The sequence below is a fragment of the Vibrio sp. 10N.247.311.49 genome (assembly GCF_041467655.1).
In the GTDB taxonomy this organism is placed as follows: Bacteria; Pseudomonadota; Gammaproteobacteria; order Enterobacterales; family Vibrionaceae; genus Vibrio; species Vibrio crassostreae_C.
This window is the reverse complement of sequence record NZ_JBFSVA010000013.1, coordinates 29,111-55,544: the sequence shown is the minus strand read 5'-3', so window position 1 is coordinate 55,544 and position 26,434 is coordinate 29,111. Positions and strand designations below refer to the sequence as shown.

Below are 26,434 nucleotides of genomic sequence, written 5' to 3'. Positions count from 1 at the left end.
AATTAAGGCCGCTATTCACAGCGGCCTTAATTATATTTACAACAAAATCAGACGTTACGCAGGCTCTTGGAAGATAACCGTGTCTGCTTTTTCCGTGTACTGACCCATTTTATGGAAGTTCAGGTAACGGTATGTATCAGCAGCCGTTGCATTAATCTTCTCAGCGTACTCTAAGTACTCTTCTTTCGTTGGGATGCGACCTAGAATCGCGCCAACAGCAGAAAGCTCAGCAGAAGCCAGATAAACGTTCGCGCCATTACCTAAGCGGTTCGGGAAATTACGCGTTGACGTCGACATAACCGTCGAAGCATCAGCAACACGAGCTTGGTTACCCATACATAGTGAACAGCCAGGAGTTTCGATACGTACCCCAGCACGACCGAAGATGCCGTAGTAGCCTTCTTCTGTCAGTTGGTCTTTATCCATCTTCGTTGGCGGAGCCACCCATAGGCGAGTATTTAGCGAGCCGTTAAACTCTTCTAGCATCTTACCTGCAGCACGGAAGTGACCGATGTTCGTCATACAAGAACCGATGAACACTTCTTGAATCTCAGTACCTTGAACGTCCGAAAGAAGACGAGCATCATCTGGATCGTTTGGTGCACATAGGATTGGTTGATCGATGTCAGAAAGATCAATCTCGATAACGTGCGCGTATTCCGCATCTGAATCAGCAGATAGCAACTCAGGGTTCTCTAGCCACTCTTCCATTGCTGTAATACGACGCTCAATCGTACGAACATCACCGTAACCTTCAGCGATCATCCACTTCAGCATCACGATGTTCGAGTTCAAGTACTCAGAGATAGACTCTTCAGAAAGCTTAACGGTACAACCTGCAGCAGAACGCTCAGCAGATGCATCAGAAAGCTCAAATGCTTGCTCAACAGATAAGTGCTCAACACCTTCAATTTCTAGTACACGACCAGAGAATTCGTTGATCTTACCGGCTTTCTCTACCGTTAGTAGGCCTTGCTTGATGCCGTAAAGAGGAATGGCATGTACTAGGTCACGTAGCGTGATACCCGGTTGCATTTCACCTTTAAAGCGAACCAAGATAGATTCAGGCATATCAAGAGGCATAACGCCTGTTGCTGCAGCAAATGCTACCAAGCCAGAACCCGCAGGGAATGAAATACCTAGAGGGAAACGAGTATGCGAGTCACCACCTGTACCTACAGTATCAGGAAGAAGCATACGGTTTAGCCATGAGTGGATAACGCCATCACCCGGACGAAGTGAAACACCCGCACGATTCATGATGAAATCAGGTAGCGTATGGTGAGTGTTTACATCGACTGGTTTAGGGTATGCCGATGTGTGACAGAAAGACTGCATTACAAGGTCTGCAGAGAAACCAAGACACGCCAGATCTTTAAGCTCATCACGAGTCATAGGACCGGTCGTATCTTGAGAACCGACTGTCGTCATTTTAGGTTCACAGTACTGACCAGCACGAACACCTTCAACGCCACATGCTTTACCAACCATCTTCTGAGCTAGCGTGTAGCCTTTATCAGATGCAGATGGATCGATTGGTTTAGCAAACAGATCCGTTTCAGCTAGACCTAGAGCGTCACGAGCACGACCCGTTAGACCACGACCGATGATCAGTGGAATACGGCCACCAGCACGCACTTCATCAAGAAGTACTTTGCTTAGCTCAAAGTTTGAAATCACAGAACCGTTCTTGTGAACAATACCTTCGTACGGGTAGATATCAATGATATCGCCCATGTTCATGTCTTGTACGTTCAGTTCAATGGGTAGTGCGCCTGAATCTTCCATTGTGTTGTAGAAGATTGGTGCAATTTTACCACCAAGACAAACACCGCCAGTACGCTTGTTTGGTACGAATGGGATATCTTCACCCATGAACCAAAGTACTGAGTTTGTTGCCGATTTACGTGAAGAACCTGTACCAACAACATCACCAACGTAAGCCAGTGGAATGCCATCTTTTTGCATTTCTTCAATTTGTTTGATTGGACCAACGCTACCCTGTTCATCAGGAGTAATGCCATCACGTTCCATCTTCAGCATCGCTTTCGCGTGTACTGGGATGTCAGGACGTGACCATGCATCAGGCGCTGGAGATAGGTCATCGGTGTTCGTTTCACCAGTGACTTTAAATACTTTTACTGTGATTTTTTCTGCTACTTTATCTTTCGCTGTAAACCATTCAGCATCAGCCCAAGATTGAAGTACTTGTTGTGCAGCAGCATTGCCAGCTTTCGCTTTCTCTTCTACGTCATAGAACGCATCGAACATCAGTAGAGTATGAGATAGCGCTTTAACAGCGATTGGAGCAAGCTCAGCATCGTCTAGTAGAGATACTAGAGATTCGATGTTGTAACCGCCTTGCATGGTACCAAGCAGTTCTGCAGCTTTTGCTTTGCTTACTAGTGGCGAAGCTACTTCACCTTTAGTGATAGCCGTAAGGAAGCCAGCTTTTACGTAAGCAGCTTCATCTACACCCGGTGGAATGCGATTTTCTAGTAGGTCAAGAATGATTTCTTCTTCACCTTGAGGTGGATTCTTCAGAAGTTCAACTAGGCCAGCTACCTGCTCAGCATCTAGTGGTTTTGGAACAACTCCTTCGGCAGCACGTTCTTCGACGTGTTTACGGTAGGCTTCAAGCACGACTTTTTTCCTCTCATTGCGGTTCACTTCTTCCCTTCATAATTGTTAGTAAAATAAAGAAGTGAACATCCTTGGAAACTTGGCTCTCCATTGCCATTTTTGTCATTCAATTTGTATTGATGAGCGGCGTCATAGAGGCCAAACTGTGGGCGGTAGAATAGCAAATTTAACGTTAAATTAAAATCTTATCATTTTGACCAACATAGCAAGTTAAGACGAAAGTCCCACTATTTTTGCCTAATTACGCACTTAAATGGCGACTCTGCGCATGATTATTTGTAGGACGTACCTACAATCAGATACACCGAATCGAAATTATCTTCGGTTCGGCCATAAGCTAAAATGATCGGCCCGATTGGAGAATCAACACCCGCGAAAACAGAACCCGCGGTGTACATTGGCGCTTCATCAATACTCAAATCATTGTTCGACCAAACACCACCATGCTCAATGGATGCGCCCACGTAGAATGGTGATTTAAAAAGGCCGAAGTCATTTTCAAACCACTTATAACGATAAATAAGGCTGGTGTAAGCCAAGTTCTGACCAATCATACTATTCCTTGGAATACCTGACAGGTTTAAGAAGCCACCAAGCTCTTTGGGATCAATAGGGAAAATCGAATTTTTGCTCTCTACAATACCGTAATCCAGCTTTGCGACTAAAGTATGCTTCTCAATACTCTTTGCTGCCATGAAATTGGCCGAAAACTCATAAACCGTATCACTCTCAGACGTTAAATCCGATTCACCAAGAGAGCTGTCATTATCAAAATCATCATGAGAAACGAGGTACTCTAAATCGACAAAGTAACCCTTGGTCGGTAAGCTGAAATTATCCAAAGTATCCAGTCGGTAACCCATGAAGCCACCAATACGCTTGTAGCCACCACTGCCCAATGAAGGTAACGAAGAAACCTCAACATCCCCATCTGTATAACGAACACCAAATGTCAGCTCCTGCCACAAGGTTGGTTGATAGCCTAATGCCAATTCACCGACATATTCACTATACGTCATAGGGAGATAATCTTTCGTTACGTCCAGTGTCGGTTCTTCAATATCATCAATATCTGCGGGTAGGTTTCTGTTCTCTTTGCTGTAAACAACCGATGCCGAAGTAAACAGCTTTTGACTCGAAAAGAATGGCGAGTATAGTTCCGCTTCAATTCGCTTGTCCGTTCCCATCTCGATATTGGTTCTTAGCTCTGCGCCATGCTTATTAATATCAGTAAAGTTGGCTGAGACACCGAGCGAGTATTGGCTTGTAGTAGAGAAATCATCTTCAAGAAAGAATCGAAAGTTGAGGTAGTTTGGCCCCCAAGATTTTTCGTTCACATCGACCAGCAGTTGCTCCTCGCCATCTACCGTGTCAAATTCATAAGTCACCAACTCGAATCTATCTAGCGCATAGAGGTCTTGTACTTTAGATTCAATTTCACTGGTCTTCAGAATCTCACCTGAATCAAGGTTTAAACGGTTTTCGATCAGCTTATCGGAATAGTGGGTATTGTTATTGATAACAACTCGGTCAACGACGGTCTTATCGCCGTGTTTTAGCTGTCTGCGCGCTTTTTGTTTGTCCTCGATATAATGCTGATAATCGGCATTTGAGAGCGATAGCTTAGAAAGTTCATCAGTATGCTGCTTAGCGGCTTCATAGCCCGCGAGGAAAGCCGATGGCATTTTATCAAAGTCAGTCGTCTCCATTTGCCCAACATCAGGACGCAGGAAAACATCATCATCAGTCAGTGTTTCAGCTTGCTCTTGAGTGCTGCGTTGGACCAAATAATTCGAGAGTTGGTCAGCTGCCGCTAGAAAATTCGTGAAGTCTTCTTTGCCTTTGTAATTGGTACTGATATCCACCGCAATGACGATGTCCGCGCCCATCGCTCTAGCAACGTCGACTGGCATATTATTGGTGACACCACCATCAACCAGCATTCGGCCATCTAATTCATAAGGGGGAAGCGCTCCGGGAACTGACATACTGGCCATCATCGCATCAACAAGGTGACCATGGTCGATGACCACTTCTTCAAGCTCAATAATGTCGGTTGCGACTGAACGGTAGGGAATAGCAAGATGGTCAAAAGAGTCGAGTGGAGATAGGTTACCTGTGGTCTCACGCAGAATACGCAACATATTCTGACCTTGAACCACGCCTTTCCTAGCTTTGATTTCGCCCCAACCTAAACCGAGATCGGTGTTCAGTTGGTAACGGTCTTCATATTCTTTGTCACGCACTCGGCGATCACTACGGTTAACGCGATCACGATAGCCGCGATTCCAATCAACCGTATAAATAAAACTTTCAATCTCATCAGCACTCATCCCTGTCGCATAAAGCCCACCAACGTAAGAGCCCATGCTGGTACCGGTAATGTAATCGACCGGAATTTGCATCTCTTCTAGCGCTTTAAGTACACCAATGTGAGCCGCTCCTTTGGCTCCTCCACCAGCAAGCACAACAGCAACGGTTGGTCTTTTATGAGCTTGTCCAGCTTGCTGAGATTGTTCCACCGGTGTCACAGTAGATGCAAACAGCTGAAAACTGATCACAGTACCGACAATGCCTAAGCTGCTCACTATCCAACGAGAAATCATTATTTAAACTATCCTTGTCATTCTTTTCTTTTACGACTTTACCACTGAAAAAGCTTTTTTAGCCACTGTTTTGGTTGACTTTCACAACCCTTTTTAATGTTTCCATTCTCATCCCAAACCGGCAGTTTAACCGTACCGTCACAGTCAAACTCTAAAGCCCCTTGAGAAGTTCGAGTAAAACTTGCCGTCGTAATGCCATTCGGCCAAGGCAACAGTAACTGCTCTGGAGTTCGATGTTTCAGATAATCGGCATAGACACGTAGCGCACCACTAGAGCCCGTGAGTTTAGTCGGCTTATTATCATCGCGCCCTAGCCAGATGGTAGTGACTTCGCGACCATCAACACCCACGAACCAACTGTCTCGGCTGTCATTGCTGGTGCCCGTTTTACCGGCTAATCCTGCCCATGCAAACTGACCTTGTAGGAAACGCCCCGTACCTTCAGACACGCCACGTTTCATTGCATAGGTTGTAAGCCAAGCGGCTTGCTGGTCAACGCTTTGTGATACACGAGGGATCGACTGATACAGAACCTCGCCATCGTTATCAACAACTGAGCGAAGCGCAGACAAAGGTGCTATACGCCCAGAATTGGTAATGGTTTGATACATCTGCGCAACTTGGAACGGAGTCAGTGAGAACGAACCCAAAAACATCGACGGCACTGGGCGAATCTCATTTTTATCGACCCCCAGTTTTCCAATCGTATCCGAGACACTATCAATGCCTAATTGCATGCCTAAACGAACAGTAGGTACGTTGTAAGACTTAGAAAGCGCCACATACAAAGGCACATCGCCACGGAACTTACGATCGAAGTTTCTCGGGCTCCACACGCTACCTTTACTGCCTTTCAAGCTCAGTGGCGTGTCTTTCAATGTTGTCGCCAACGTGTACTTCTGAGGCTGCTCTAGTGCGGTTAAGTAAATTGCAGGCTTGACCAAAGAACCAATTGGGCGACTCGCGTTCAAGGCACGGTTAAAGCCATCGTAGCCAGTACGCTTACCACCGACCATCGCCCGGATTTCACCGGTATTTCTATCCACGGCAATAGCTGCTGCTTCCAGCTTATTACCTGCGGTTTTCGATAAATCAGGCACCTTACGAGCAATCGACTTCTCTAACTTGTCTTGAGATACCGGATCCAGAGAGGTAAAGACTCGAATCCCTTTTTTCGCCTCAAATCGATCGCCGACATACTTCTTAAGCTCAATGTTTACTTGTTGGAAATAAGCGGGCTGACGGCTAGCAATGCGTGGGTTGTCTTGAATATCCAAATCACGACTCGCCGCCTCTTCGTATTGTCGCGGAGTTAAGATGTCTTGTTGCATCAATAAGCGAAGAACCAGATCGCGTCGAGTCTTAGCACGCTCAGGATAGCGAACCGGATTGTAATACGACGGTCCTTTCACCATACCCACCAGCAGTGCTAGCTGATCGATGCGCAGCTCTTGAATAGGTTGACCAAAATACAAACGAGACGCTAAACCGAAGCCATGAATCGCTTGCCCACCATTCTGTCCAAGATAAACCTCATTTAAGTAAGCCTCTAGGATACGGTCTTTGCTGTAACGATGGTCTAAGATAAGTGCAATGTAGGCTTCACGAACCTTACGCCACAATGTACGTTCACTGGACAGGAACAGGTTTTTTGCCAACTGTTGTGTCAGCGTACTACCACCTTGTACCGTTCGCCCAGCTTTGACGTTAACGACCATTGCACGAGCGATGGCCAGTGGCGACACACCATCGTGTTGATAGAAGTTTCGGTCTTCGGTTGCCAGTAAGGCATCAACCATCACTTCTGGGAACTGATTGCGTTTTAAGAACAGGCGCTGCTCATCGTTACTTTTCTCAAGCATGCCAAGCATTTTCGGTTCAACACGCAGGTAGCCCATGTCGCCTTTCTTCTCCAGCGACTGAATGCGAGTTAATTCGTTACCATTGAAGTGCAGCATCACATGACGATCCGCTTCCGGTCCATCAACAAACTCGAACGGACGACGAATCATTTCAATCTTGGTCGAAGAAGAAGAGTATTCGCCTGGGTGACGAGGCGCGTTCACCTTACGGTAATTAAGTACATCGAGCTCATTCTTAACCTGAACCAAACTCACCGGAGTTCCCGGAGACAGGTCTAGCACTCGCGCATAAACCACGGTTGGCAAATCAAACAGCTGACCTTCAAAGCGCTGTTTGACCACAGAATCAAGATAAATACCGACGAACAACAGCAATGCCGCAAGCGCTAAGCCCGCTTTCCAAGAAATGCCCCATAGGATCTTCAACCAACCTCTTTTGCCAGATTTCTTAGCCTTAGGTTTGGTCTTTTTCGCAGCCGCTCTTGGTTTTCTTGGCTTGGCTTTGGTCGCTGGTGACTTCTTTGCTGGCGCTTTTTTAGGTGGTGCCTTTTTTGGCGTTAACATTTTGGTCATCATCGATTCAACTGTCGTTTGGTTTTAGTGGTTGCTACATGGTTAGCAGGGTCATCCGGCCAAGGATGTTTTGGGTAACGGCCCTTCATCTCTTTTTGTACTTCTTTGTACGCGCCAGCCCAAAAGCCAGCTAAATCTTGAGTAATTTGTAGTGGTCGCTGTGCTGGAGAAAGGAGCTCAAGCACTACTTTTTTACGCCCTTGCGCGATCAATGGCGAGTCTTGTTCGCCAAAGACTTCCTGCATTCGCACTGAGATCACTGGTTCAGATTGATATTGATAACGAATGGCCTTCTTGCTGCCTGTTGGCATCAGATAGTGCGTTGGCAACCATTGGTCGATTTCTTGATTCAAAGGCCAACCAAGATAAGCCGACAATGCTTGCTCAATCGAAACACTAGCCAGCCCTTTTGCCGACTTAATGCCATTCAGATAGGGAGATAGCCACTCATCAAGATGTTCAATCAAACTCGCATCGTCCATCGCTGGCCAATCATGCTCAGGCATCCAAAGTGCTGCACAGCGCACACGCTCAACCAACTGCTTAGCCGAAGCTGTCCAATTTAAGCGATCCAGCCCGCATCGAGCGACATAATTGAGCAGCGCTTGGCTCGCCTGATTCGCATCGGGATCAGGTAAAGCTTTGGTGCTGATAATCAACTTGCCCAGAGATACACGCTGCTCAGCAACTAAACGGCCACGTTTCTCATCCCAATCGGCGTAATCGGAACGCACAAACAGTTTTGGAAATTCAGCTTCTAACTGTGCGATATCAACCGCGGTGGCTAAGAAAATCTGACTGGCTCGCCCTGTGCTGCGCATCAAATCAATCACTACGATATAGTTATTGTTCGCCAGTGGATCATCATCACGAACCTCAGCACCGTGGCCATTCGCCAAAAGGAAAGCACTGCTGGTCGCGCTTCTCACTTGTGCAATCCGGTCTGGGAAGGCAAAACAAAGCACTAATGGTAGCAATGATTCGTCAGCTTGTGACAAATCTAAGTGATGATTGAGTTTGCTCGCGAGACTTTTCGCTCGCTGCATCACAACGCTATTTTTGGAATGTTTTCTTTGCTTAAGTCGATGCAAAGAGTGTTGAATATCCGTCACATTGCGCTCCGGCTCTTCCAGCAAAGCAGCAGCAACAATCGCGACATTCAACAGAGCAGGACTACCTTGCTGCGCTTTAACCAACATGCTGGCAATACGAGGCTCTAGACCTAAACGTTGGACCTGTTTTCCTAATGCCGTAAATTGACCATTATCGTCTAACAATTCAAGAGTCTGTAAGAGTTGCTTGGCTTGCCCGATAGAAGCTTTGGGTGGAACGTCTAACCATTGCAGTTCATCAGCACTCGCAGCGCCCCATTGCGTCAATTCAGACACCAGCGAAGACAAATCAGAATGAAGAATTTCAGGTTCTGGTATAGCTGGTTGCTGCATCAGCTGCGTTTCGCTGTACAAACGAACGCACAAGCCCTCTTCAATTCGTCCCGCACGGCCCGCTCGTTGTTCAGCTGAAGATTGCGAGATTTTCACTTGCTCAAGCTTAGTAATACCGGTTTTCAGATCGAACTTCGCCACACGTTCAAGCCCAGAATCAACCACCAATCGAATGCCTTCAATCGTCAAAGAAGTCTCAGCAATATTGGTCGCTAACACCACCTTTCGACGCCCTTTCTCTGATGGCGCGAGCGCTTTCTGCTGTTGAGGAAAGCTGAGTTGCCCATACAGAGGACACACATCGATATCATTGGCGAATTGTTCTAGTTGAGATTCCACCTGTTTAATCGCAGAAACGCCCGGTAAAAAGGCCAGAAGTGAGCCTAACTCTTTCTCCATCAGCGAACGAATCACGTTAGCCATTTTAGGGGCTAGATATTCATTTGCGTTAAGAGGCTGATAACGGAAATCGACCGGAAAGGTGCGACCTTGTGATTCAACGTATTTGGCATTCGGCAGCAAAGTTTGCAGAGCTTGTTGATCTAAAGTTGCCGACATCACTACCACTTTCAGATCGTCACGCAACGCCTCTTGGATCTCTAAGCTAAACGCCAATGCGGTATCGGCGTGAATACTGCGCTCGTGAAATTCATCAAAGATCACCATATCAACCCCAGTTAATTCAGGGTCGGTTTGGATCATTCTTGTCATGACCCCTTCAGTAACAATCTCTAAGCGAGTCGCACTGCTGCTTTTAGATTCACCACGAACTCTAAAGCCAATGCTCTCTCCCACCTTTTCTCCCAATTGGCTCGCTAAGTAAGTAGCAATATTCCTTGCAGCCAAACGCCTCGGTTCAAGCATGATGATTTTGCCTTGAACGGCGTTGGTCTTAACTAACTGTAAAGGGAAGAATGTTGACTTACCCGCACCGGGAGCGGCCTTTAGAATAAGTTGAGTGTGTGTTTCTACGCCAGCGAGCAGATCTGGCATCACAGCTTCTATGGGCAGTTGTGGCAATGGGAGAACCTTGTGGTGTAATGTTGGCAACATTGTACATAAAAACCTACCTGTCTAAATAAGTAATATGCACTTCAATCCTCCATTAGAGCCAGCGACTCTTATTAAACGCTATAAACGTTTCCTCACTGACATCCAACTTCCTGACGGTAGCGAGCGTACTATTCACTGCGCTAACACTGGAGCGATGACAGGATGTGCGACTCCTGGCAATACGGTGTGGTACTCAACCTCCGATAATGCAAAGAGAAAGTACCCAAACAGCTGGGAGATCTCAGAAACAGACAAAGGTCATCGTATTTGTGTAAATACTGCGCGGGCAAACCAGCTAGCAGTGGAAGCAATTGAAAATGAGACTATAGTTGAACTCTTAGGTTATAACGCGTTACGAACCGAAGTGAAATATGGCAGTGAGAATAGTCGCATTGATATTCTGCTTGAAGATAACGAAAAGCCGCCTTGCTATATCGAAGTGAAAAGCGTCACTTTGCTCGACGAGCTAGAAACGTCAACTAAAGGGCAAGGTTTTTTCCCTGATGCGGTCACAACCAGAGGCCAAAAACATCTGCGTGAACTCACAGAAATGGTCGAATCTGGAAATAGAGCCGTACTTTTATTCACTGTTTTACATTCAGGTATTGAAAAAGTGTCTGCGGCACACCATATAGACGCCAAATATTCGTTATTACTAAAACAAGCACAAGACGCTGGAGTTCAAGTGCTTTGCTATAAAGCAGAGCTCAGCAGTACTCAAATACAACTAAAACAAGCTGTTGAATTTATCAATAGCTAGGCAAAGATGCTGAACTAATCACATTGATTGCAAGTTTGAATAAGAGTATTTGCCACCATTCGTTCTTTCTGCTATAGATACCCGCCTTAAAATTAGCTGCTTTGCAGTTGACTAGGTGTAAATAGGAGATGCTGTATGCCAGAATCTAAGAAAAAAGCGCTAGGCATCCTAGCCATCGCAGGTGTTGAACCGTACCAAGAGAAGCCAGGTGAAGAGTACATGTCACCTGAGCAAACGGAACATTTTACAAAAATTTTAGCAGCTTGGCGCAACCAGCTCAGGGAAGAAGTTGATCGTACTGTGCACCACATGCAGGACGAAGCAGCGAATTTCCCAGACCCAGTTGACCGTGCTTCTCAAGAAGAAGAATTCAGCTTAGAGTTACGTAACCGTGACCGTGAGCGTCGTCTTATCAAAAAAATTGAGAAGACATTAGACAAGATCGAAGAAGACGATTTCGGCTTCTGTGATTCTTGCGGTATCGAGATTGGCATTCGTCGCCTTGAAGCTCGTCCAACTGCTGATCTTTGTATTGACTGTAAAACACTTGCAGAGATCAAAGAAAAACAGATGCAAGGTTAATTCTTGCAGATGTAAAGAAAGGGAGCCTTGGCTCCCTTTTTTGTTTGTTATCCAAGCGAAGTATTTCACACGCTTGATAGTAAATAGCAGCTTTAAGCCTTAGTTCTATACATCAAACCTTGTTCTATAGATTGAAGCTTAGTTCTAGGCATTAAAGCTCTTGTCAAACGTCTTAAGAATCGGCTACTGCGGTACCATTTAGATTAGGTTGTTCACTCATGAATTATATCGGGCGCTTTGCACCATCACCGTCAGGTCCTCTTCATTTTGGCTCACTTGTTGCTGCTCTTGGTAGCTACTTTCAAGCGAAATCTAACCAAGGAAAATGGTTAGTTCGTATGGAAGACCTCGACCCACCAAGAGAAATGGCCGGCGCTGCAGACCTCATTCTTAAGACGCTTGAGGCTTACCATCTATTTTGGGATGGTGAAGTCGTCTATCAAAGCCAACGTCATGACTTGTATCAAGCTCAAATCGATCAATGGGTTGCTGACAATCAAGCCTACTACTGCCAATGCACCCGCAAGCAGATAAAGGCTTTGGGCGGCTTTTACAATGGTCACTGTCGAGATGTAGGCCTAATCGATTCAGGTGAACAGGCGGTGCGCTTGTGCATGGACTTTCCAGTAGAGTCCTTTGATGATGTTCGCCACGGCACCATTCAAATCCCTAAAGCACTAGCTGTAGAAGATTTTATTATTAAACGCAGAGATGGATTGTTTGCCTATAACTTGGCCGTTGTCCTTGATGACATCGAACAAGGAGTAACAGAAGTCGTAAGAGGCGCAGATCTGATAGAACCCACCGGTCGACAAATCAGTTTGTATAAGACGCTCAAGCAAAAAACAGTGAGCTACTTGCACTTACCATTGGCAACCGATGGCTTGGGGAATAAACTGTCAAAACAGAACCATGCCACCGCGATAGATCTAGACAACCCAAAACCAACGTTACTCAACGCGATGCGATTCTTAGGTTTTGATATCCCGACGGCTCTTTGTGAGGCTTCAATGGATGAGATTTTATTGTGGGGCTGCCAGCAATGGAACGTCAGTCAGTTACCTGATAGTTTACAAAAAGAGCACTGTAATTAGCTCGAAACTCACGGCAAATAGCAAAAACGACACATAAAAATGCCATAACCAACCAATGTGGTTAAGCAGACGATGTTCTCAAATGGCTCGCGCTAAGCTATTATTAGCCGCAATTAAACTCTGCACTACCACTTTGGACTAAGAGAAAAACAAAGTTGGCGATACCTACTTTGTTCTAAACTAATGAATACAAACGACAATACCCCAAGCGAACAACGCGGATTCCACGAATTAGCTCTGAATATTTATACTCGTCAAGAGCACAATATTTCACGCAAGCAGATCAGCGACAACGCACTAAAAGTGCTATATCGCCTGAATGGTGCGGGTTTTGACGCATTTCTAGTCGGTGGTGGTGTGCGCGATATCTTATTAGGCTCTCAGCCAAAAGATTTTGATATTGCGACCAACGCAACGCCAGAGCAAATCAAACACCTCTTCAGAAACTGTCGTCTTATCGGTCGCCGTTTCCGCTTGGCACATATCATGTTTGGTCGCGACATCATTGAAGTGGCAACTTTCCGTGGTCACCACCAAGAACCATCGAAGAACGTTTCTGCACAATCGAAAGAAGGCATGCTACTTCGCGATAACGTGTACGGCAGTGTTGATGAAGATGCAGAGCGTCGTGATTTCACAATCAACGCGATGTACTACAACATTGCAGACTACAGCATCCACGATTACGCGGGTGGTGTAGAAGATTTAGAAGATAAACTGATCCGCCTGATTGGCGATCCAGAAACGCGTTACCGCGAAGACCCAGTACGTATGCTACGTGCAATGCGCTTCGCCGCTAAACTGGATTTCGACATCGAAGAAGACACGGCTGACCCGATTGAAGAGTTAGCTCACCTTCTAAGAGATATCCCAGCAGCGCGCCTTTACGAAGAGTCTCTGAAATTACTGCAATCAGGTCACGGTTTAGAAACCTACCACTTGATGCGCGAGTACAATCTATTCCAACAGATGTTCCCAGCGGTAGCGGAGCACTTCACCGAAGATTACGACTCACACACAGAGCAGATGCTTGATTTGGTTCTCGATTCAACCGACCTTCGCATCGAAGATGGTAAGCGAGTAAACCCAGCATTCATGTTCGCAGCGATGCTTTGGTACCCAATGAACAAGCTGGCAGACAAACTTGTCGCTGAACAGGGTATGGCACACTACGATGCGATCATGGAAGCGAGTAACATCATTCTAGATCAGCAAGTAAAGTCTATTGCGATTCCTCGTCGTCACACAGCAACCATTCGCGAAGTTTGGCAACTGCAACTTCGACTGCCTCGTCGCAACGGTAAACGCGCTGTTCGTCTAATGGAATTAAACAAATTCCGTGCAGGCTACGATTTCCTAGAAATGCGTGGTGAGATTGAAGGTGGCGAAACCAAAGAGTTAGCAAAATGGTGGGAGCGTTATCAGACTGCAGGTCGTAACATGCGTCAAGCAATGGCTAACGACGTTGCAGCACCATCAAAGTCAGGCCATCGTCGCCGTAAGACTTACCGAAACAAAAAGAGTAAGCAATCAGAATGATAACTGCTTACATTGCGGTCGGCAGCAACCTTGCCGACCCAGTTAGCCAAGCAAATTTGGCTATCGAAACGCTAAAAAGCCTACCGCGATCAACGTTTATTGCGACCTCTCAGCTATATAGTAGCACTCCAATGGGACCGCAAAATCAACCAGACTACATCAACGCGGTAGTCGCTATCCAAACCGAATTAACGCCAATTGAACTGCTTGATTGCACTCAAAAGATCGAACTAGAGCAAGGGCGCGTCCGTAAAGACGAACGTTGGGGACCAAGAACCTTGGATCTCGACATTGTGCTATACGGCAATGAGGTGATCGATTCAGAGCGCTTAATCGTTCCTCATTATGGAATGAAAGAACGAGAGTTTGTACTCTACCCGCTTGCTGAAATCGCACCAAGTTTACAACTCCCTGATGGGACTGAGCTGACAGAACTACTGAAAATAGTAGATAAGAACGGGCTCAATGTTTGGCAACAATAGCCAAGCGCATTAAGGAAAACCAATGAAAAAAGTAACCATTAACGACCTGATCAAATGCAAACGTGAAGGCCGTAAATTTGCGACTTCGACAGCTTATGATGCGAGCTTTGCTCAATTATTCGAAAGCCAAGAAATGCCAGTTCTGCTTGTCGGTGATTCACTGGGTATGGTTTTACAAGGCCATAACGATACATTACCAGTAACCGTTGAAGACATTGCTTACCATACTCGCTCAGTGCGTGCTGGTAGCCCAAATTGTCTTCTTATGGCTGACATGCCTTTCATGAGCTACGCGACGCCAGAACAAGCTTGTGAGAGCGCAGCGACTTTGATGCGTGCTGGTGCGAACATGGTAAAAATCGAAGGCGGAAGCTGGTTGGTTGATACTGTGAAGATGCTAACAGAACGTGCAGTACCAGTATGTGCACACTTAGGCTTGACGCCCCAGTCTGTGAACATTTTTGGTGGTTACAAGATTCAAGGTCGTGACGACGAGCAAGCCGACAAAATGGTTGCTGACGCGTTAGCACTGCAAAACGCAGGCGCTCAAATCGTTCTACTTGAATGTGTGCCAGCTTCATTGGCAAAACGAATTACAGAAGCTTGTGACGTACCGGTTATCGGTATCGGCGCAGGTAATGTTACCGATGGTCAGATCTTGGTTATGCATGACATGTTCGGTATTTCTGCGAACTACATGCCGAAGTTCTCTAAGAACTTCCTAACAGAAACAGGTGATATGCGTAAGGCAGTAGCTCTATACAAAGAAGAAGTAGAGAGCGCGCGCTTCCCTGATGAAGCTCATACAATCGCTTAGGAGTAAGTATGCAAACTTTTGCTGAAATAGCGGCTCTTCGTGAGCAGATTAAACAGTTTAAGCGTGATGGACGTACGGTTGCTTTTGTACCGACAATGGGAAACCTGCATGAAGGCCACCTGACTCTGGTAAAGAAAGCTCGTGAACTGGCCGACATCGTTGTGGTAAGCATCTTTGTAAACCCAATGCAGTTTGACCGTGCAGACGACCTAAACAACTACCCTCGAACGTTAGAAGCAGATTTAAGCAAACTAACAGGTGAAGGGGTTGAGCTAGTATTTACACCAACGCCAGAGGTGATGTACCCAGATGGATTAGACAAGCAGACGTTTGTTGAGGTCCCTGGCATATCTCACATGCTTGAAGGTGCCTCTCGTCCAGGTCACTTCCGTGGTGTATCAACCATTGTCACTAAACTGTTTAATATCGTTCAGCCAGACTTTGCATGCTTCGGCGAGAAAGACTTTCAGCAACTTGCTGTTATTCGCCAGATGACCACTGATTTAGCATTAGACATTGAAGTTGTCGGCGTTGCGACCGTTCGTGAAATGGATGGTTTGGCAATGAGCTCTCGCAATAGCAACCTAACGATTGACGAGCGCCAACGAGCGCCCGTTTTAGCGCGTACTATGCGCTGGATCAGCAGCGCTATTCGTGGTGGTCGCGATGATTACGCATCAGTGATTGAAGATGCTACTGACCAGCTACGCGCTGCAGATCTTCAACCTGACGAAATCTTCATTTGTGATGCTAAAACTCTGCAAGCGATCACTTCAGAATCAACTCAAGCAGTGATTCTAATGTCGGCTTTCCTAGGTAAGACGCGTCTTATCGATAACCAAGTTCTCGATTTGGTAACGGAAACCAAAGAAGAAGTGAAAGAAGAAACGACTGAATAGTCGGCTTCTGCTCTTAACGCAAAACAAAAAAAAGGTCGATGTTATATCGACCTTTTTCTTTACCTGTTACTTAGATGAACCAAAGGTTAGCTACGTAAGCCAATACCCTTTGTCACTAGGTAGTGTGCAATGCCATACAACAGCACGATAAACACACCTAGTACGCCAAACGACGTCACGATCCCCACATCAGACACACCCAAGAAGCCATATCTGAACGCGTTAACCATGTACACGATAGGGTTCAACTTCGATACACCTTGCCAGAATTCAGGCAATAGACTGATCGAGTAGAACACACCACCAAGGTACGTCAGCGGCGTTAAGATAAAGGTTGGGATAATAGAGATATCATCAAACGTGCGTGCGAATACCGCGTTAATCAAGCCACCCAAAGCGAATACTACCGACGTTAAAAATACCGTCGCAATGATCACGCCCCAATGGTCAACTTGTAAGTCGACAAAGAACAACGACACGAAGGTTACTATGGTACCCACTAACAATCCACGAACCACACCACCCATTACGAAGCCGGCGATAATCACGTAGTTAGGAACAGGCGCTACAAGCAGCTCTTCAATGTTCTTCTGGAACTTGGCACTAAAGAACGATGAAGCAACGTTGGAATATGAGTTGGTGATCACCGACATCATGATCAGACCGGGAACAATGTATTCCATGTAGCTAAAGCCGTTCATTTCACCAATACGCGCACCAATCAGGTTACCGAAGATGATGAAGTAAAGCGTCATGGTAATCGCTGGCGGCACCAGAGTCTGCACCCATATACGAGTAAAGCGATTGATCTCTTTGGTCAACAAACTGCAGAAAGCGGTCCAATATAGGCTGTACATATTATTTACTCCCCTCACGGACGATACTCACAAATAGCTCTTCTAGACGGTTTGCTTTGTTACGCATAGAGAGGACTTTAACCTGTTGCTCGCTCAATTGAGCAAAGATGGTATTCAAACCTAGGTTCTTGTCGATTTCGATTTCTAGCGAGCCATTGACCATCACTTGGCTATTCACGCCTTCAAGCTTAGGTTCAGTCGTGCCCTCTTCCAGATCCAGAATAAAGGTCTCAGCACTCAATTTGCCCAACAGCGCTTTCATTGTTGTGTTCTCAATCAGCTCACCGCGATTGATGATACCAATGTTGCGACACAGCATTTCTGCTTCTTCTAGGTAGTGCGTGGTCAAGATAATGGTAATGCCCTGCTTCTCATTGATCTCTTTTAGGAATTCCCACATTGAACGACGTAGTTCAATATCAACGCCTGCTGTCGGTTCATCAAGGATCAACAAATGAGGTTCATGCATCAATGCACGCGCGATCATCAAACGACGCTTCATACCACCAGACAAGTTACGCGCGCGTTCGCCACGCTTTTCCCACAGATCGAGTTGAGATAGGTACTTTTTCGCTCGCTCTTTCGCTAATGCTTTTGGCACGCCGTAATAACCCGCTTGTTGCAGCACGATCTGTTCAACGGTTTCAAACGGGTTAAAGTTAAACTCTTGAGGCACAAGGCCTAAGTTCTGCTTCGCCAATTCCAGATCGGTATCAATGTCGTAGCCGAACACTTTAACCTTGCCTGACGTTTTATTTACCAGTGAAGAGATAACACCAATGGTGGTTGATTTACCCGCACCATTGGGACCAAGTAGTGCGTAAAAGTCGCCTTTTTCTACTTGTAAACTAACGCCCTTAAGAGCCTCGAAGCCCCCAGCATAAGTTTTTCTTAATTGCTCAATTTCTAATGCATACATAGAGATAGACTGCCATTTGCTATAGATAAGATGTAGACGACCGAGCTTGAGGAAGAGAGTAATGCTTAAAACGAGCTAGCAGAAAACTAACCCAAACTTGTTAACTCGGCCATTTTGCAAACAAGTTTATCGTTGATTGACGATTAATACAAATATCGTGTGAGAGTTTCTTTCGAAAACAAATAAGCGTCTTGGCTACGTGAAGACTAAATCAACGTTCAATAAATATAAAAATGCCGCTAAGTGATTCACTTAACGGCATTAATGATCAGTCTTGACGTGAGCGTCTATAGCTTATTCATATCAGGTCATTCATATCAGCTTATTACTGAAAAATTAAACTGACTCAAATTGATGCTCATCTCTGTCGACATAGCTTGTTGCTGCCGTCAGGGCTTCATATCTGAATCGATAAGTGTTGGATTCAGGTACTAGGTCAATCACGTGGAACTTCTCTAGTTGTTGACGAGTATTCTCATTAGGACACAGCAGATACACCTCACACTGCGCATCCAATGCATCTTTAATCGCATTCTCTAGCGCTAGGCCAACAGTGACATCAATCATAGGTACATCTGTCAGGTCTAGAATCATCGCTTCATAGTCAGAGATACTTGAGTGCTGACGTGAAATCGCCTTTGAAACGCTGAATATCATCGGCCCTGATAGGTAGAAGAATAGCACCTTACCATTGGCACTATCGAGTAACTGACGTTCGCTATCAGTCAATGGGATATCGTCTTCATCATCACCATCACTGATCGCCTTAACTTGTCTGGCTTGCTCTCGGCTTAATCTTTCAATAATCAGAATATTCGAGATAAACACACCCAGTCCAACGGCAATAATCAAGTCAACAAACACAGTCAATAGCATCACGCCGTACATCACGCCCATGCCGGCATAGCTAACCTTGTGCGCGCGCTGGATAAAGCTCCAATCTAGGATATTGAAACCAACATACATCGCGATACCAGCCAGCACTGCCATAGGAATCGGTTCTGTTAAACCACCTGCAACCAATACCACGAGCGCAAGTACTAAAGCTCGAATAACACCTGAAAGCGGAGAACGCGCTCCCACCTGAATATTGGTTACAGTCCCCATAGTGGCACCCGCGCCAGGTAGTGCACCAAACAGACCAGAGATCATATTGGCAATGCCTTGGCCACGAAGCTCTTTGTCTGAGTCATGCTCTTTACGAGTCAATGAATCTCCGATAACCGCGGTCAAAAGCGTATCAATACAACCTAATGTACCAAGCACCAAGGCATCGATAACCATAGTAGTAAACTGTTCAGCGCTGATCGTAGGGATAACGAGGGAAGGTAAACCAGCTGGGATTTCACCAATACGGCGAATAGAGTCGGTATCAAAAATAATGACGGACAAGAGCGTTACAGCCACTAACGCGACCAGTTGAGCAGGCACATACTTACGATACTTAGCGGGGAAGCCAAAAAGAATACCGAGTGTCAGAGCACCTAGAAATAGCTCACTCACTTTTAAGTTTGCTAGCGTATCAGGTAAAGCAGAGAGCGTGCCCATTACACCACCGGATGGAGCGGCATGCCCTAACAATGGAGACAGCTGCAAGATAATCAGAATAACGCCAATGCCCGACATGAATCCGGAGATCACGCTATATGGCATCAAAGTGACGTATTTTCCTAGCTTTAACGTACCAAGTAATATCTGGAATGCACCGGCCATCATCACGACAGTAAAGGTCATTGCCATACCCGTTTCAGGATATTTAGCAACCATACTCGTCATTACGGCAGTCATGATCACCGTCATCGGGCCGGTAGGTTCAGAAATCAAACTACTCGAACCGCCAAACAATGCTGCAAATAGGCCAACCATAATGGCGCCCCACAAGCCAGCTTCAGCTCCCGCGCCAGAAGCAACACCAAATGCCAATGCTAAAGGTAACGAGATGATGGCTGTAGTTACACCGCCAAACATATCCCCTTTGAGATTGATATCCGTAAAACGACTTCCAAACAAAACACACCTTCCTGATGATGAAATGACAAACCTTATCACTTTAGCAAATGTATCAAGTGTTCAGAAAGTGTTAATTCAATCACATTATTCATGTCTTATAACCGGATTATTGATAGTGGGCTAAGTTTATGATTTTCCGTACTAGAACACGTCAGATGAGTACATTTTGACGCAGTTTTTACGAGATTGAATTTGTAACATTGTGTATAGTTAAGCATCTTAATTGAGGGATGTAAGAAGCAAGATGCCAGAAATAAAACAGCTTTTTGAGAACAATTCCAAATGGTCTGAAGAAATTCGCTCTGAAAGACCTGAGTATTTTACAACGCTTGAAGAGGGTCAAAGCCCTGGTTTTCTATGGATAGGTTGTTCAGATAGCCGAGTTCCAGCCGAGCGCCTGACTGGCTTATATTCTGGAGAACTGTTTGTTCACCGAAACGTGGCCAACCAAGTGGTTCATACAGACCTAAACTGTCTATCTGTTGTTCAGTACGCAGTAGATGTGCTTAAAGTGAAACACATTATTGTCTGTGGTCACTACGGTTGTGGCGGTGTTAACGCGGCGATTGATAACCCTAAACTTGGTCTTATCAACAACTGGTTACTGCACATCCGTGACAATTACCTAAAATACCGCAAGCAAATCGAGGGGCTTCCTCGTGAGCAATGGGGTGACAAGTTATGCGAAATTAACGTCGCAGAACAGGTTTATAACCTAGGTAACTCAACCATTATGCAAAATGCGTGGGAGCGTGGCCAAGACGTTGAAATCCATGGTGTGGTTTATGGTATTGGCGATGGCAAGCTACAGGACCTTGGCGTACGTTGCTCAAGTAACGATACTTTAGAGAACAGTCACTTAGATGCATTAAACAAGATCTTAACGACGCCTCTTCTTAGTCAACAAAGCTAACCCATTCCGTCATATATACAAAAAGCCCGCATCAAGCGGGCTTTTTAATGACTTCTAAACCACAAGCGTAATGATTACTCTTGAGGTACTACCTTACCGATGTACGGTAGGTGACGATATTTTTGAGCGTAGTCGATACCTACACCAACAACGAACTCGTCTGGGATTTCGAAACCAATCCACTTCGTATCAACTTCAACTTCACGACGTGAAGGCTTATCTAGTAGCGTACAAATCTCGATAGACTTAGGACCACGAAGGCTCAGAATCTCTTTTACTTTAGTCAGCGTGTTACCTGTATCGATAATATCCTCTACAAGTAGAACGTCTTTACCTTGGATGTCGTCATCTAGGTCTTTCAAAATACGAACATCACGTGAGCTTTCCATGCTGTTGCCGTAGCTAGACGCAGTCATGAAATCAACTTGGTGAGTTAAATCGATAGCACGAGCAAGATCCGCCATAAAGACAAACGATCCACGTAATAAGCCAACTAAAACCAGATCTTCACTGCCTTGGTAGTGTTCCGTGATCTGTTTGCCTAGTTCGTTCACTCGATCCTGAACTTCTTGCTCAGAGATCATGACTTCAACTGTATGCTTCATACTGCTCTCATTTTGTTTGGTGATTGCGACAAGTGTAGACAGTTATGCCATGGGTGCCGCTCAATTTGTGCGTAAGTCTAGCACTGCTCAAATACCCACACCACCTTATGGTTCCAATTTACTGTGAGATTATCAATGAAATGTGCACTTGTGCCTTGTCTGATAGTCGCCTCCTTTCACATCAATGTGGATCACGCTTTATGTATCAAGTTTGATGTAACTGTCTATTAAATAAGCTCAAAGGATTGACCATTCGCATATGCACCATTACACTCATCTTGGCTTAAATAATAATAAAATCATTAATATAAAAATTTCGTTGGCAAGGAAAATAAAATGGACTCAATATCTAAGAGACCTAGAACTAGGCTTTCACCTTTAAAAAGAAAACTTCAATTGATGGAAATCGCTCTTGAGGTATTCTCTCGCCGCGGCATCGGTCGTGGTGGACACGCTGATATTGCAGACATCGCTCAGGTGTCTGTCGCAACGGTATTTAACTACTTCCCAACCCGTGAAGATCTGGTTGATGAAGTACTAAATCACGTTGTACGCCAATTCTCTAACTTCCTTTCAGACAATATCGATCTGGATATTCACGCAAAACAAAACCTACATAATATTGCGACTGAAATGGTGACGTTAGTGGCTCAAGATAGCCATTGGTTAAATGTATGGTTCGAATGGAGCGCTTCGACTCGTGATGAAGTATGGCCGCTATTCGTAACAACGAACCGCACTAACCAAATGTTAGTACAAAACATGTTTAGCAAAGCGATTGAACGCAGCGAAGTCTGTGACGATCACGACCCTAAACATCTAGCGAATCTATTCCACGGCATTTGCTACTCGCTATTCATCCAAGCGAAACGTGTAGAAACGCCAGAAGAGCTTTCAAGCTTAACGGATAGCTATTTGAACATGCTGTGCATTTATAAGTAGATTCGAGATTCGAGATTCGAGATTCGAGATTCGAGATTCGAGTAAATAATTTAAGGGTTGGCCTAATGGGCCAACCCTTTTTTGTAGAATGGAATGTCTCTTCGCATCCCGAAGCGCAGCGTACTCGCATCTCGGAGTGAAACGTTCCTGCTCTTTTCTTCAGACATAAAAAAACCGCTGACGAATCAGCGGCTTTTAAAAACATTAGCGAGTGGCTAAAGAAGGATTACTTCTTCTTTTTCACTGCTTTCTTGTTTGGAAGGTCAGTGATTGAACCTTCGAATACTTCCGCAGCTAGACCAACAGACTCGTGTAGAGTTGGGTGAGCGTGGATAGTAAGTGCGATATCTTCTGCATCACAACCCATTTCGATTGCTAGGCCGATTTCGCCAAGAAGTTCACCACCGTTAGTACCAACAACAGCACCACCGATTACGCGATGAGTATCTTTATCGAAGATCATCTTAGTAACGCCATCTGCACAGTCAGAAGCGATTGCACGACCAGAAGCAGCCCAAGGGAAAGTAGCAACTTCGTAATTGATGCCTTCAGCTTTCGCTTCTTTCTCAGTCTTACCTACCCAAGCAACTTCTGGCTCAGTGTACGCAATTGATGGGATTACTTTAGGGTCGAAGTAGTGCTTCTTACCAGAGATAACTTCAGCAGCTACGTGACCTTCATGCACACCTTTGTGAGCAAGCATTGGTTGACCAACAACATCACCGATCGCGTGGATGTGAGGAACGTTAGTACGCATTTGCTTATCAACATTGATGAAACCACGCTCATCAACTTCGATACCCGCTTTTTCAGCGTCGATAAGTGCACCGTTTGGAACACGACCGATAGCAACAAGAACAGCATCGTAGCGTTCAGCTTCAGCTGGTGCTTTTTTGCCTTCCATTGAAACGTAGATACCGTCTTCTTTTGCTTCAACAGCAGTCACTTTAGTTTCAAGCATTAGCTTGAACTTGTTCTTAATGCGCTTAGTGAAAACTTTAACGATGTCTTTATCCGCAGCAGGGATAACTTGATCGAACATCTCTACAACTTCAACTTTAGAACCTAGAGAGTGGTAAACCGTACCCATCTCAAGACCGATGATACCGCCGCCCATGATAAGCAGTTTTTCAGGTACTTCGTTTAGTTCTAGTGCATCCGTAGAATCCCAAATACGTGGGTCTTCATGTGGGATGAAAGGAAGTTTGATTGGGCGAGAACCCGCAGCAATGATTGCGTTGTCGAAGTTAACAGTTGTTGCTTCGCCTTCGCCTTCAACAAGAATGCTGTTAGGACCAGTGAACTTACCGAAACCGTTAACAACAGTAACGTTACGCATCTTAGCCATACCGCCAAGACCGCCAGTTAGTTGATCAACTACTTTTTCTTTCCAGATACGGATCTTGTTGATGTCCGTTTGTGGCTCGCCGAATACAACGCCGTGCTCTGCCATCGCTTTAGCTTCTTCGATTACTTTAGAAACGTGAAGAAGTGCTTTTGATGGAATACAACCAACGTTTAGACATACACCACCAAGAGTGCTGTAACGTTCAACTAGTACTGTTTCTAGACCTAAATCCGCACAACGGAATGCCGCTGAGTAACCAGCAGGACCTGAACCAAGTACAACAACTTGGGCTTTAATTTCTTTGCTCATTGTGACCTCTTGTAGTCATTATCCCTAACAGGCTGAGTAGATGTTCTTAAAATTATTGGGCTTTCAAACAGGAAACATTTTACAGAGATGTTAACAGTGTGAAAGTAGCTTTAAGTTAGCCTGTGAGCTAGACAACAATTCCCCATCAGATTATGAGAAATGCAGGAAACTGTTGTCTAAAAATAGTCTTTATATAAAGAATTAAGGTGACCCGAAAGTCACCTTAATAATTACTTTCTCAATTACAGTACTAGACGACGAATGTCAGATAGTGCGCTGTTTAGGAAAGTAATGAAGCGTGCACCTTCAGCACCATCGATCACACGGTGGTCGTATGATAGAGACAGTGGAAGCTGTAGACGTGGTTGGAACTCTTTACCATTCCAAACTGGCTTAATTTCAGACTTAGATACACCTAGGATACCTACTTCTGGAGCATTTACGATTGGAGTAAATGCAGTGCCGCCAATACCACCAAGGCTAGAGATTGTGAAACAACCGCCTTGCATGTCTGCCGCTGTTAGCTTACCAGAACGTGCTTTCTTAGAAACAGCCATTAGCTCTTCAGATAGCTCGTAAATGCCTTTCTTGTTCACGTCTTTGAAGACAGGAACAACTAGACCGTTTGGTGTATCAACAGCGATACCCACGTTTACGTACTTCTTAAGAATGATGCTTTCGCCATCTTCAGAAAGAGAAGAGTTAAACGCTGGGAATGCTTCTAGCGCTTTAGCAACAGCTTTCATGATGAACACAAGTGGAGTGATCTTCATGCCAGTGTCTTTCTTCGCTTCGATTGCGTTCTGTTCTTTACGGAATGCTTCTAGCTCAGTGATGTCTGCGTTGTCCCATTGTGTAACGTGAGGGATCATTACCCAGTTACGGTGCAGGTTAGCACCAGAGATCTTCTTAATCTTAGAAAGCTTCTGAACTTCAGTTTCGCCGAACTTGCTGAAGTCAACTTTTGGCCATGGTAGTAGACCAAGAGCAGAACCGTCGCCGCCTTTGCCAGATGCAGCTGCACCAGACTCAAGACGCTTAAGTGCATCTTTAACGTAAGACTGAACGTCTTCTTTAAGGATACGGCTCTTACGACCAGTACCTTTAACCTTAGAAAGGTTAACGCCAAATTCACGAGCTAGACGACGAACTACTGGAGAAGCGTGCGCGTAGTCACCGTTCTCTTGGAAGTCGCCAGCTGCTGCAGGTGCTTCTGCTTTAGGAGCAGGTGCCGCCGCTGGAGCTGCTGCTTGTGCAGGTGCTGCAACAGGAGCAGGAGCTGCGCCTTCAACCGGAGTGCCGGCCACGACGAAAGTCATGATTAGAGAGCCAGTTGACACTTTGTCGCCAGCTGCAATCTTGATCTCTTTTACTGTACCAGCGAATGGTGCAGGAACTTCCATTGAAGCTTTGTCGCCTTCAACAGTAATTAGAGATTGCTCTTCTTCTACTGTATCGCCAACCGCTACCATGATTTCAGTAACTTCTACTTCGTCACCACCGATATCAGGAACGTTTACTTCTTTTTCAGCTGATGCTGCTGGAGCCGCTGCAACTGGTGCGGCCGCTGGAGCAGGAGCTGCTGCAACTGGAGCGCCAGAGCCCGCTACTTCACCTGTTTCTACAGAGAAAATCATTACTAGAGAACCAGTCGATACTGAGTCACCAGAAGCGATCTTGATTTCTTTAACGATACCAGCGAATGGTGCAGGAACTTCCATTGAAGCCTTGTCACCTTCAACAGTAAGAAGAGATTGTTCTTCTTCTACTGCATCACCGATAGCAACCATGATTTCAGTTACTTCAACTTCATCACCGCCGATGTCAGGAACGTGAACTTCTTTAAGCTCAGCTGCCGCTGCAGGAGCAGCTGCAACTGGTGCCGCCGCTTCAACTGCTGGCGCAGCCGGTGCTGCTGCAGCACCTTCCGCAGGAGAGCCTGCCTCTTCAAAGATCATGATAAGAGAACCAGTAGAAACAGAATCGCCTTCTGCTACTTTGATTTCTTTAACGATACCCGCTTGAGACGCTGGAACTTCCATTGAAGCTTTGTCGCCTTCAACAGTGATCAGTGACTGCTCTTCTTCAACCTTGTCGCCAACGTTTACAAGAATCTCAGTTACTTCAACCTCGTCAGCACCGATGTCTGGTACATTAATTTCGATTGTCATTGTAT

At 45.5% G+C, this 26,434-nt stretch carries 19 protein-coding genes; 9 read left to right on the top strand and 10 right to left on the bottom strand.

The annotated features are described in order from the left end of the window. Nucleotides 1-54: 54 nt before the first annotated feature. From acnB to hrpB, 4 genes are all read right to left on the bottom strand, one after another. Nucleotides 55-2,643 (bottom strand): bifunctional aconitate hydratase 2/2-methylisocitrate dehydratase, encoded by a 2,589-nt coding sequence (gene acnB / locus AB6E54_RS14020; protein WP_372106464.1) that lies wholly within the window; start codon nt 2,641-2,643, stop codon nt 55-57. A 272-nt stretch (nt 2,644-2,915) separates the two neighbouring features. Further along, complete coding sequence (locus AB6E54_RS14015; protein ID WP_372106465.1) at nt 2,916-5,249, bottom strand: patatin-like phospholipase family protein; 2,334 nt, start codon at nt 5,247-5,249, stop codon at nt 2,916-2,918. A 38-nt stretch (nt 5,250-5,287) separates the two neighbouring features. Beyond that, a complete protein-coding gene (mrcB, locus tag AB6E54_RS14010; protein WP_102331931.1) occupies nt 5,288-7,687 on the bottom strand; it encodes a penicillin-binding protein 1B in 2,400 nt (799 codons plus the stop codon). Continuing rightward, nucleotides 7,684-10,182 carry an ATP-dependent helicase HrpB gene (gene hrpB / locus AB6E54_RS14005; protein WP_372106467.1) on the bottom strand — a complete coding sequence of 833 codons (2,499 nt, stop codon included), beginning with the start codon at nt 10,180-10,182 and terminating at the stop codon, nt 7,684-7,686. The genes mrcB and hrpB overlap by 4 nt, the downstream gene beginning before the upstream one ends. A gap of 34 nt (nt 10,183-10,216) precedes the next feature. On the opposite strand from hrpB, the gene sfsA reads away from it, so the two are divergent. The 7 genes from sfsA to panC all read left to right on the top strand — a co-directional run bounded on the left by sfsA (nt 10,217) and on the right by panC (nt 16,355). Continuing rightward, nucleotides 10,217-10,942, top strand: a complete 726-nt coding sequence (gene sfsA, locus AB6E54_RS14000) for a DNA/RNA nuclease SfsA (RefSeq protein WP_372106468.1) — start codon at nt 10,217-10,219, stop codon at nt 10,940-10,942. A 135-nt stretch (nt 10,943-11,077) separates the two neighbouring features. Then, nucleotides 11,078-11,524 (top strand): RNA polymerase-binding protein DksA, encoded by a 447-nt coding sequence (gene dksA, locus AB6E54_RS13995; RefSeq protein WP_004738189.1) that lies wholly within the window; start codon nt 11,078-11,080, stop codon nt 11,522-11,524. Between the two features lie 218 nt (nt 11,525-11,742). Next, complete coding sequence (gene gluQRS / locus AB6E54_RS13990) at nt 11,743-12,618, top strand: tRNA glutamyl-Q(34) synthetase GluQRS (RefSeq protein ID WP_017068882.1); 876 nt, start codon at nt 11,743-11,745, stop codon at nt 12,616-12,618. Nucleotides 12,619-12,801: 183 nt separating this feature from the next. After that, the gene (pcnB, locus tag AB6E54_RS13985) at nt 12,802-14,157 is read left to right on the top strand and encodes a polynucleotide adenylyltransferase PcnB (protein ID WP_017059432.1); all 1,356 of its coding nucleotides are present in this window, start codon (nt 12,802-12,804) and stop codon (nt 14,155-14,157) included. Beyond that, the gene (folK, locus tag AB6E54_RS13980; protein WP_004735459.1) at nt 14,154-14,639 is read left to right on the top strand and encodes a 2-amino-4-hydroxy-6-hydroxymethyldihydropteridine diphosphokinase; all 486 of its coding nucleotides are present in this window, start codon (nt 14,154-14,156) and stop codon (nt 14,637-14,639) included. The genes pcnB and folK overlap by 4 nt, the downstream gene beginning before the upstream one ends. Nucleotides 14,640-14,661: 22 nt before the next feature. Beyond that, entirely contained in the window at nt 14,662-15,456 is a 795-nt protein-coding gene (panB, locus tag AB6E54_RS13975; protein ID WP_372106470.1) for a 3-methyl-2-oxobutanoate hydroxymethyltransferase, read from the top strand. 8 nt (nt 15,457-15,464) lie between these two features. Next, nucleotides 15,465-16,355: a pantoate--beta-alanine ligase gene (panC, locus tag AB6E54_RS13970; RefSeq protein ID WP_017059434.1), complete on the top strand. Its 891-nt coding sequence runs from the start codon at nt 15,465-15,467 to the stop codon at nt 16,353-16,355. Between the two features lie 86 nt (nt 16,356-16,441). Here panC and AB6E54_RS13965 read toward each other — a convergent pair whose 3' ends face one another. The 3 genes from AB6E54_RS13965 to AB6E54_RS13955 all read right to left on the bottom strand — a co-directional run bounded on the left by AB6E54_RS13965 (nt 16,442) and on the right by AB6E54_RS13955 (nt 20,099). Continuing rightward, on the bottom strand, nt 16,442-17,212 hold the full coding sequence (locus AB6E54_RS13965) for an ABC transporter permease (RefSeq protein WP_010435987.1): 771 nt from the start codon (nt 17,210-17,212) through the stop codon (nt 16,442-16,444). Nucleotide 17,213: 1 nt separating this feature from the next. Next, the gene (locus AB6E54_RS13960; RefSeq protein WP_017059435.1) at nt 17,214-18,131 is read right to left on the bottom strand and encodes an ABC transporter ATP-binding protein; all 918 of its coding nucleotides are present in this window, start codon (nt 18,129-18,131) and stop codon (nt 17,214-17,216) included. A 336-nt stretch (nt 18,132-18,467) separates the two neighbouring features. Next, nucleotides 18,468-20,099 (bottom strand): SulP family inorganic anion transporter, encoded by a 1,632-nt coding sequence (locus AB6E54_RS13955; protein WP_017063247.1) that lies wholly within the window; start codon nt 20,097-20,099, stop codon nt 18,468-18,470. A 286-nt stretch (nt 20,100-20,385) separates the two neighbouring features. On the opposite strand from AB6E54_RS13955, the gene can reads away from it, so the two are divergent. Then, nucleotides 20,386-21,054, top strand: coding sequence for a carbonate dehydratase (gene can / locus AB6E54_RS13950; protein ID WP_017063246.1), 669 nt, complete (start codon nt 20,386-20,388; stop codon nt 21,052-21,054). Nucleotides 21,055-21,128: 74 nt separating this feature from the next. Here the strand turns inward: can and hpt are convergent, their stop codons facing one another. Further along, entirely contained in the window at nt 21,129-21,659 is a 531-nt protein-coding gene (gene hpt / locus AB6E54_RS13945) for a hypoxanthine phosphoribosyltransferase (protein WP_061032638.1), read from the bottom strand. Between the two features lie 336 nt (nt 21,660-21,995). On the opposite strand from hpt, the gene AB6E54_RS13940 reads away from it, so the two are divergent. Beyond that, nucleotides 21,996-22,601: a LuxR/HapR/OpaR family quorum-sensing transcriptional regulator gene (locus tag AB6E54_RS13940; RefSeq protein WP_102319888.1), complete on the top strand. Its 606-nt coding sequence runs from the start codon at nt 21,996-21,998 to the stop codon at nt 22,599-22,601. Between the two features lie 226 nt (nt 22,602-22,827). Here AB6E54_RS13940 and lpdA read toward each other — a convergent pair whose 3' ends face one another. After that, nucleotides 22,828-24,258: a dihydrolipoyl dehydrogenase gene (gene lpdA / locus AB6E54_RS13935; RefSeq protein WP_017059440.1), complete on the bottom strand. Its 1,431-nt coding sequence runs from the start codon at nt 24,256-24,258 to the stop codon at nt 22,828-22,830. Nucleotides 24,259-24,500: 242 nt separating this feature from the next. Then, a complete protein-coding gene (gene aceF, locus AB6E54_RS13930) occupies nt 24,501-26,429 on the bottom strand; it encodes a pyruvate dehydrogenase complex dihydrolipoyllysine-residue acetyltransferase (protein ID WP_136973774.1) in 1,929 nt (642 codons plus the stop codon). Between the last annotated feature and the right edge of the window lie 5 nt (nt 26,430-26,434).

What these genes read in the sequence shown, in the direction of transcription:
- AB6E54_RS14015 (WP_372106465.1), bottom strand. Translation starts at nt 5,249, where the DNA reads ATGATTTCTCGTTGGATAGTGAGCAGCTTAGGCATTGTCGGTACTGTG.
- mrcB (WP_102331931.1), bottom strand. Translation starts at nt 7,687, where the DNA reads ATGATGACCAAAATGTTAACGCCAAAAAAGGCACCACCTAAAAAAGCG.
- hrpB (WP_372106467.1), bottom strand. Translation starts at nt 10,182, where the DNA reads ATGTTGCCAACATTACACCACAAGGTTCTCCCATTGCCACAACTGCCC.
- sfsA (WP_372106468.1), top strand. Translation starts at nt 10,217, where the DNA reads ATGCACTTCAATCCTCCATTAGAGCCAGCGACTCTTATTAAACGCTAT.
- dksA (WP_004738189.1), top strand. Translation starts at nt 11,078, where the DNA reads ATGCCAGAATCTAAGAAAAAAGCGCTAGGCATCCTAGCCATCGCAGGT.
- gluQRS (WP_017068882.1), top strand. Translation starts at nt 11,743, where the DNA reads ATGAATTATATCGGGCGCTTTGCACCATCACCGTCAGGTCCTCTTCAT.
- pcnB (WP_017059432.1), top strand. Translation starts at nt 12,802, where the DNA reads ATGAATACAAACGACAATACCCCAAGCGAACAACGCGGATTCCACGAA.
- folK (WP_004735459.1), top strand. Translation starts at nt 14,154, where the DNA reads ATGATAACTGCTTACATTGCGGTCGGCAGCAACCTTGCCGACCCAGTT.
- panB (WP_372106470.1), top strand. Translation starts at nt 14,662, where the DNA reads ATGAAAAAAGTAACCATTAACGACCTGATCAAATGCAAACGTGAAGGC.
- panC (WP_017059434.1), top strand. Translation starts at nt 15,465, where the DNA reads ATGCAAACTTTTGCTGAAATAGCGGCTCTTCGTGAGCAGATTAAACAG.
- AB6E54_RS13965 (WP_010435987.1), bottom strand. Translation starts at nt 17,212, where the DNA reads ATGTACAGCCTATATTGGACCGCTTTCTGCAGTTTGTTGACCAAAGAG.
- AB6E54_RS13960 (WP_017059435.1), bottom strand. Translation starts at nt 18,131, where the DNA reads ATGTATGCATTAGAAATTGAGCAATTAAGAAAAACTTATGCTGGGGGC.
- AB6E54_RS13955 (WP_017063247.1), bottom strand. Translation starts at nt 20,099, where the DNA reads ATGTTTGGCGGTGTAACTACAGCCATCATCTCGTTACCTTTAGCATTG.
- can (WP_017063246.1), top strand. Translation starts at nt 20,386, where the DNA reads ATGCCAGAAATAAAACAGCTTTTTGAGAACAATTCCAAATGGTCTGAA.
- hpt (WP_061032638.1), bottom strand. Translation starts at nt 21,659, where the DNA reads ATGAAGCATACAGTTGAAGTCATGATCTCTGAGCAAGAAGTTCAGGAT.
- AB6E54_RS13940 (WP_102319888.1), top strand. Translation starts at nt 21,996, where the DNA reads ATGGACTCAATATCTAAGAGACCTAGAACTAGGCTTTCACCTTTAAAA.
- lpdA (WP_017059440.1), bottom strand. Translation starts at nt 24,258, where the DNA reads ATGAGCAAAGAAATTAAAGCCCAAGTTGTTGTACTTGGTTCAGGTCCT.
- aceF (WP_136973774.1), bottom strand. Translation starts at nt 26,429, where the DNA reads ATGACAATCGAAATTAATGTACCAGACATCGGTGCTGACGAGGTTGAA.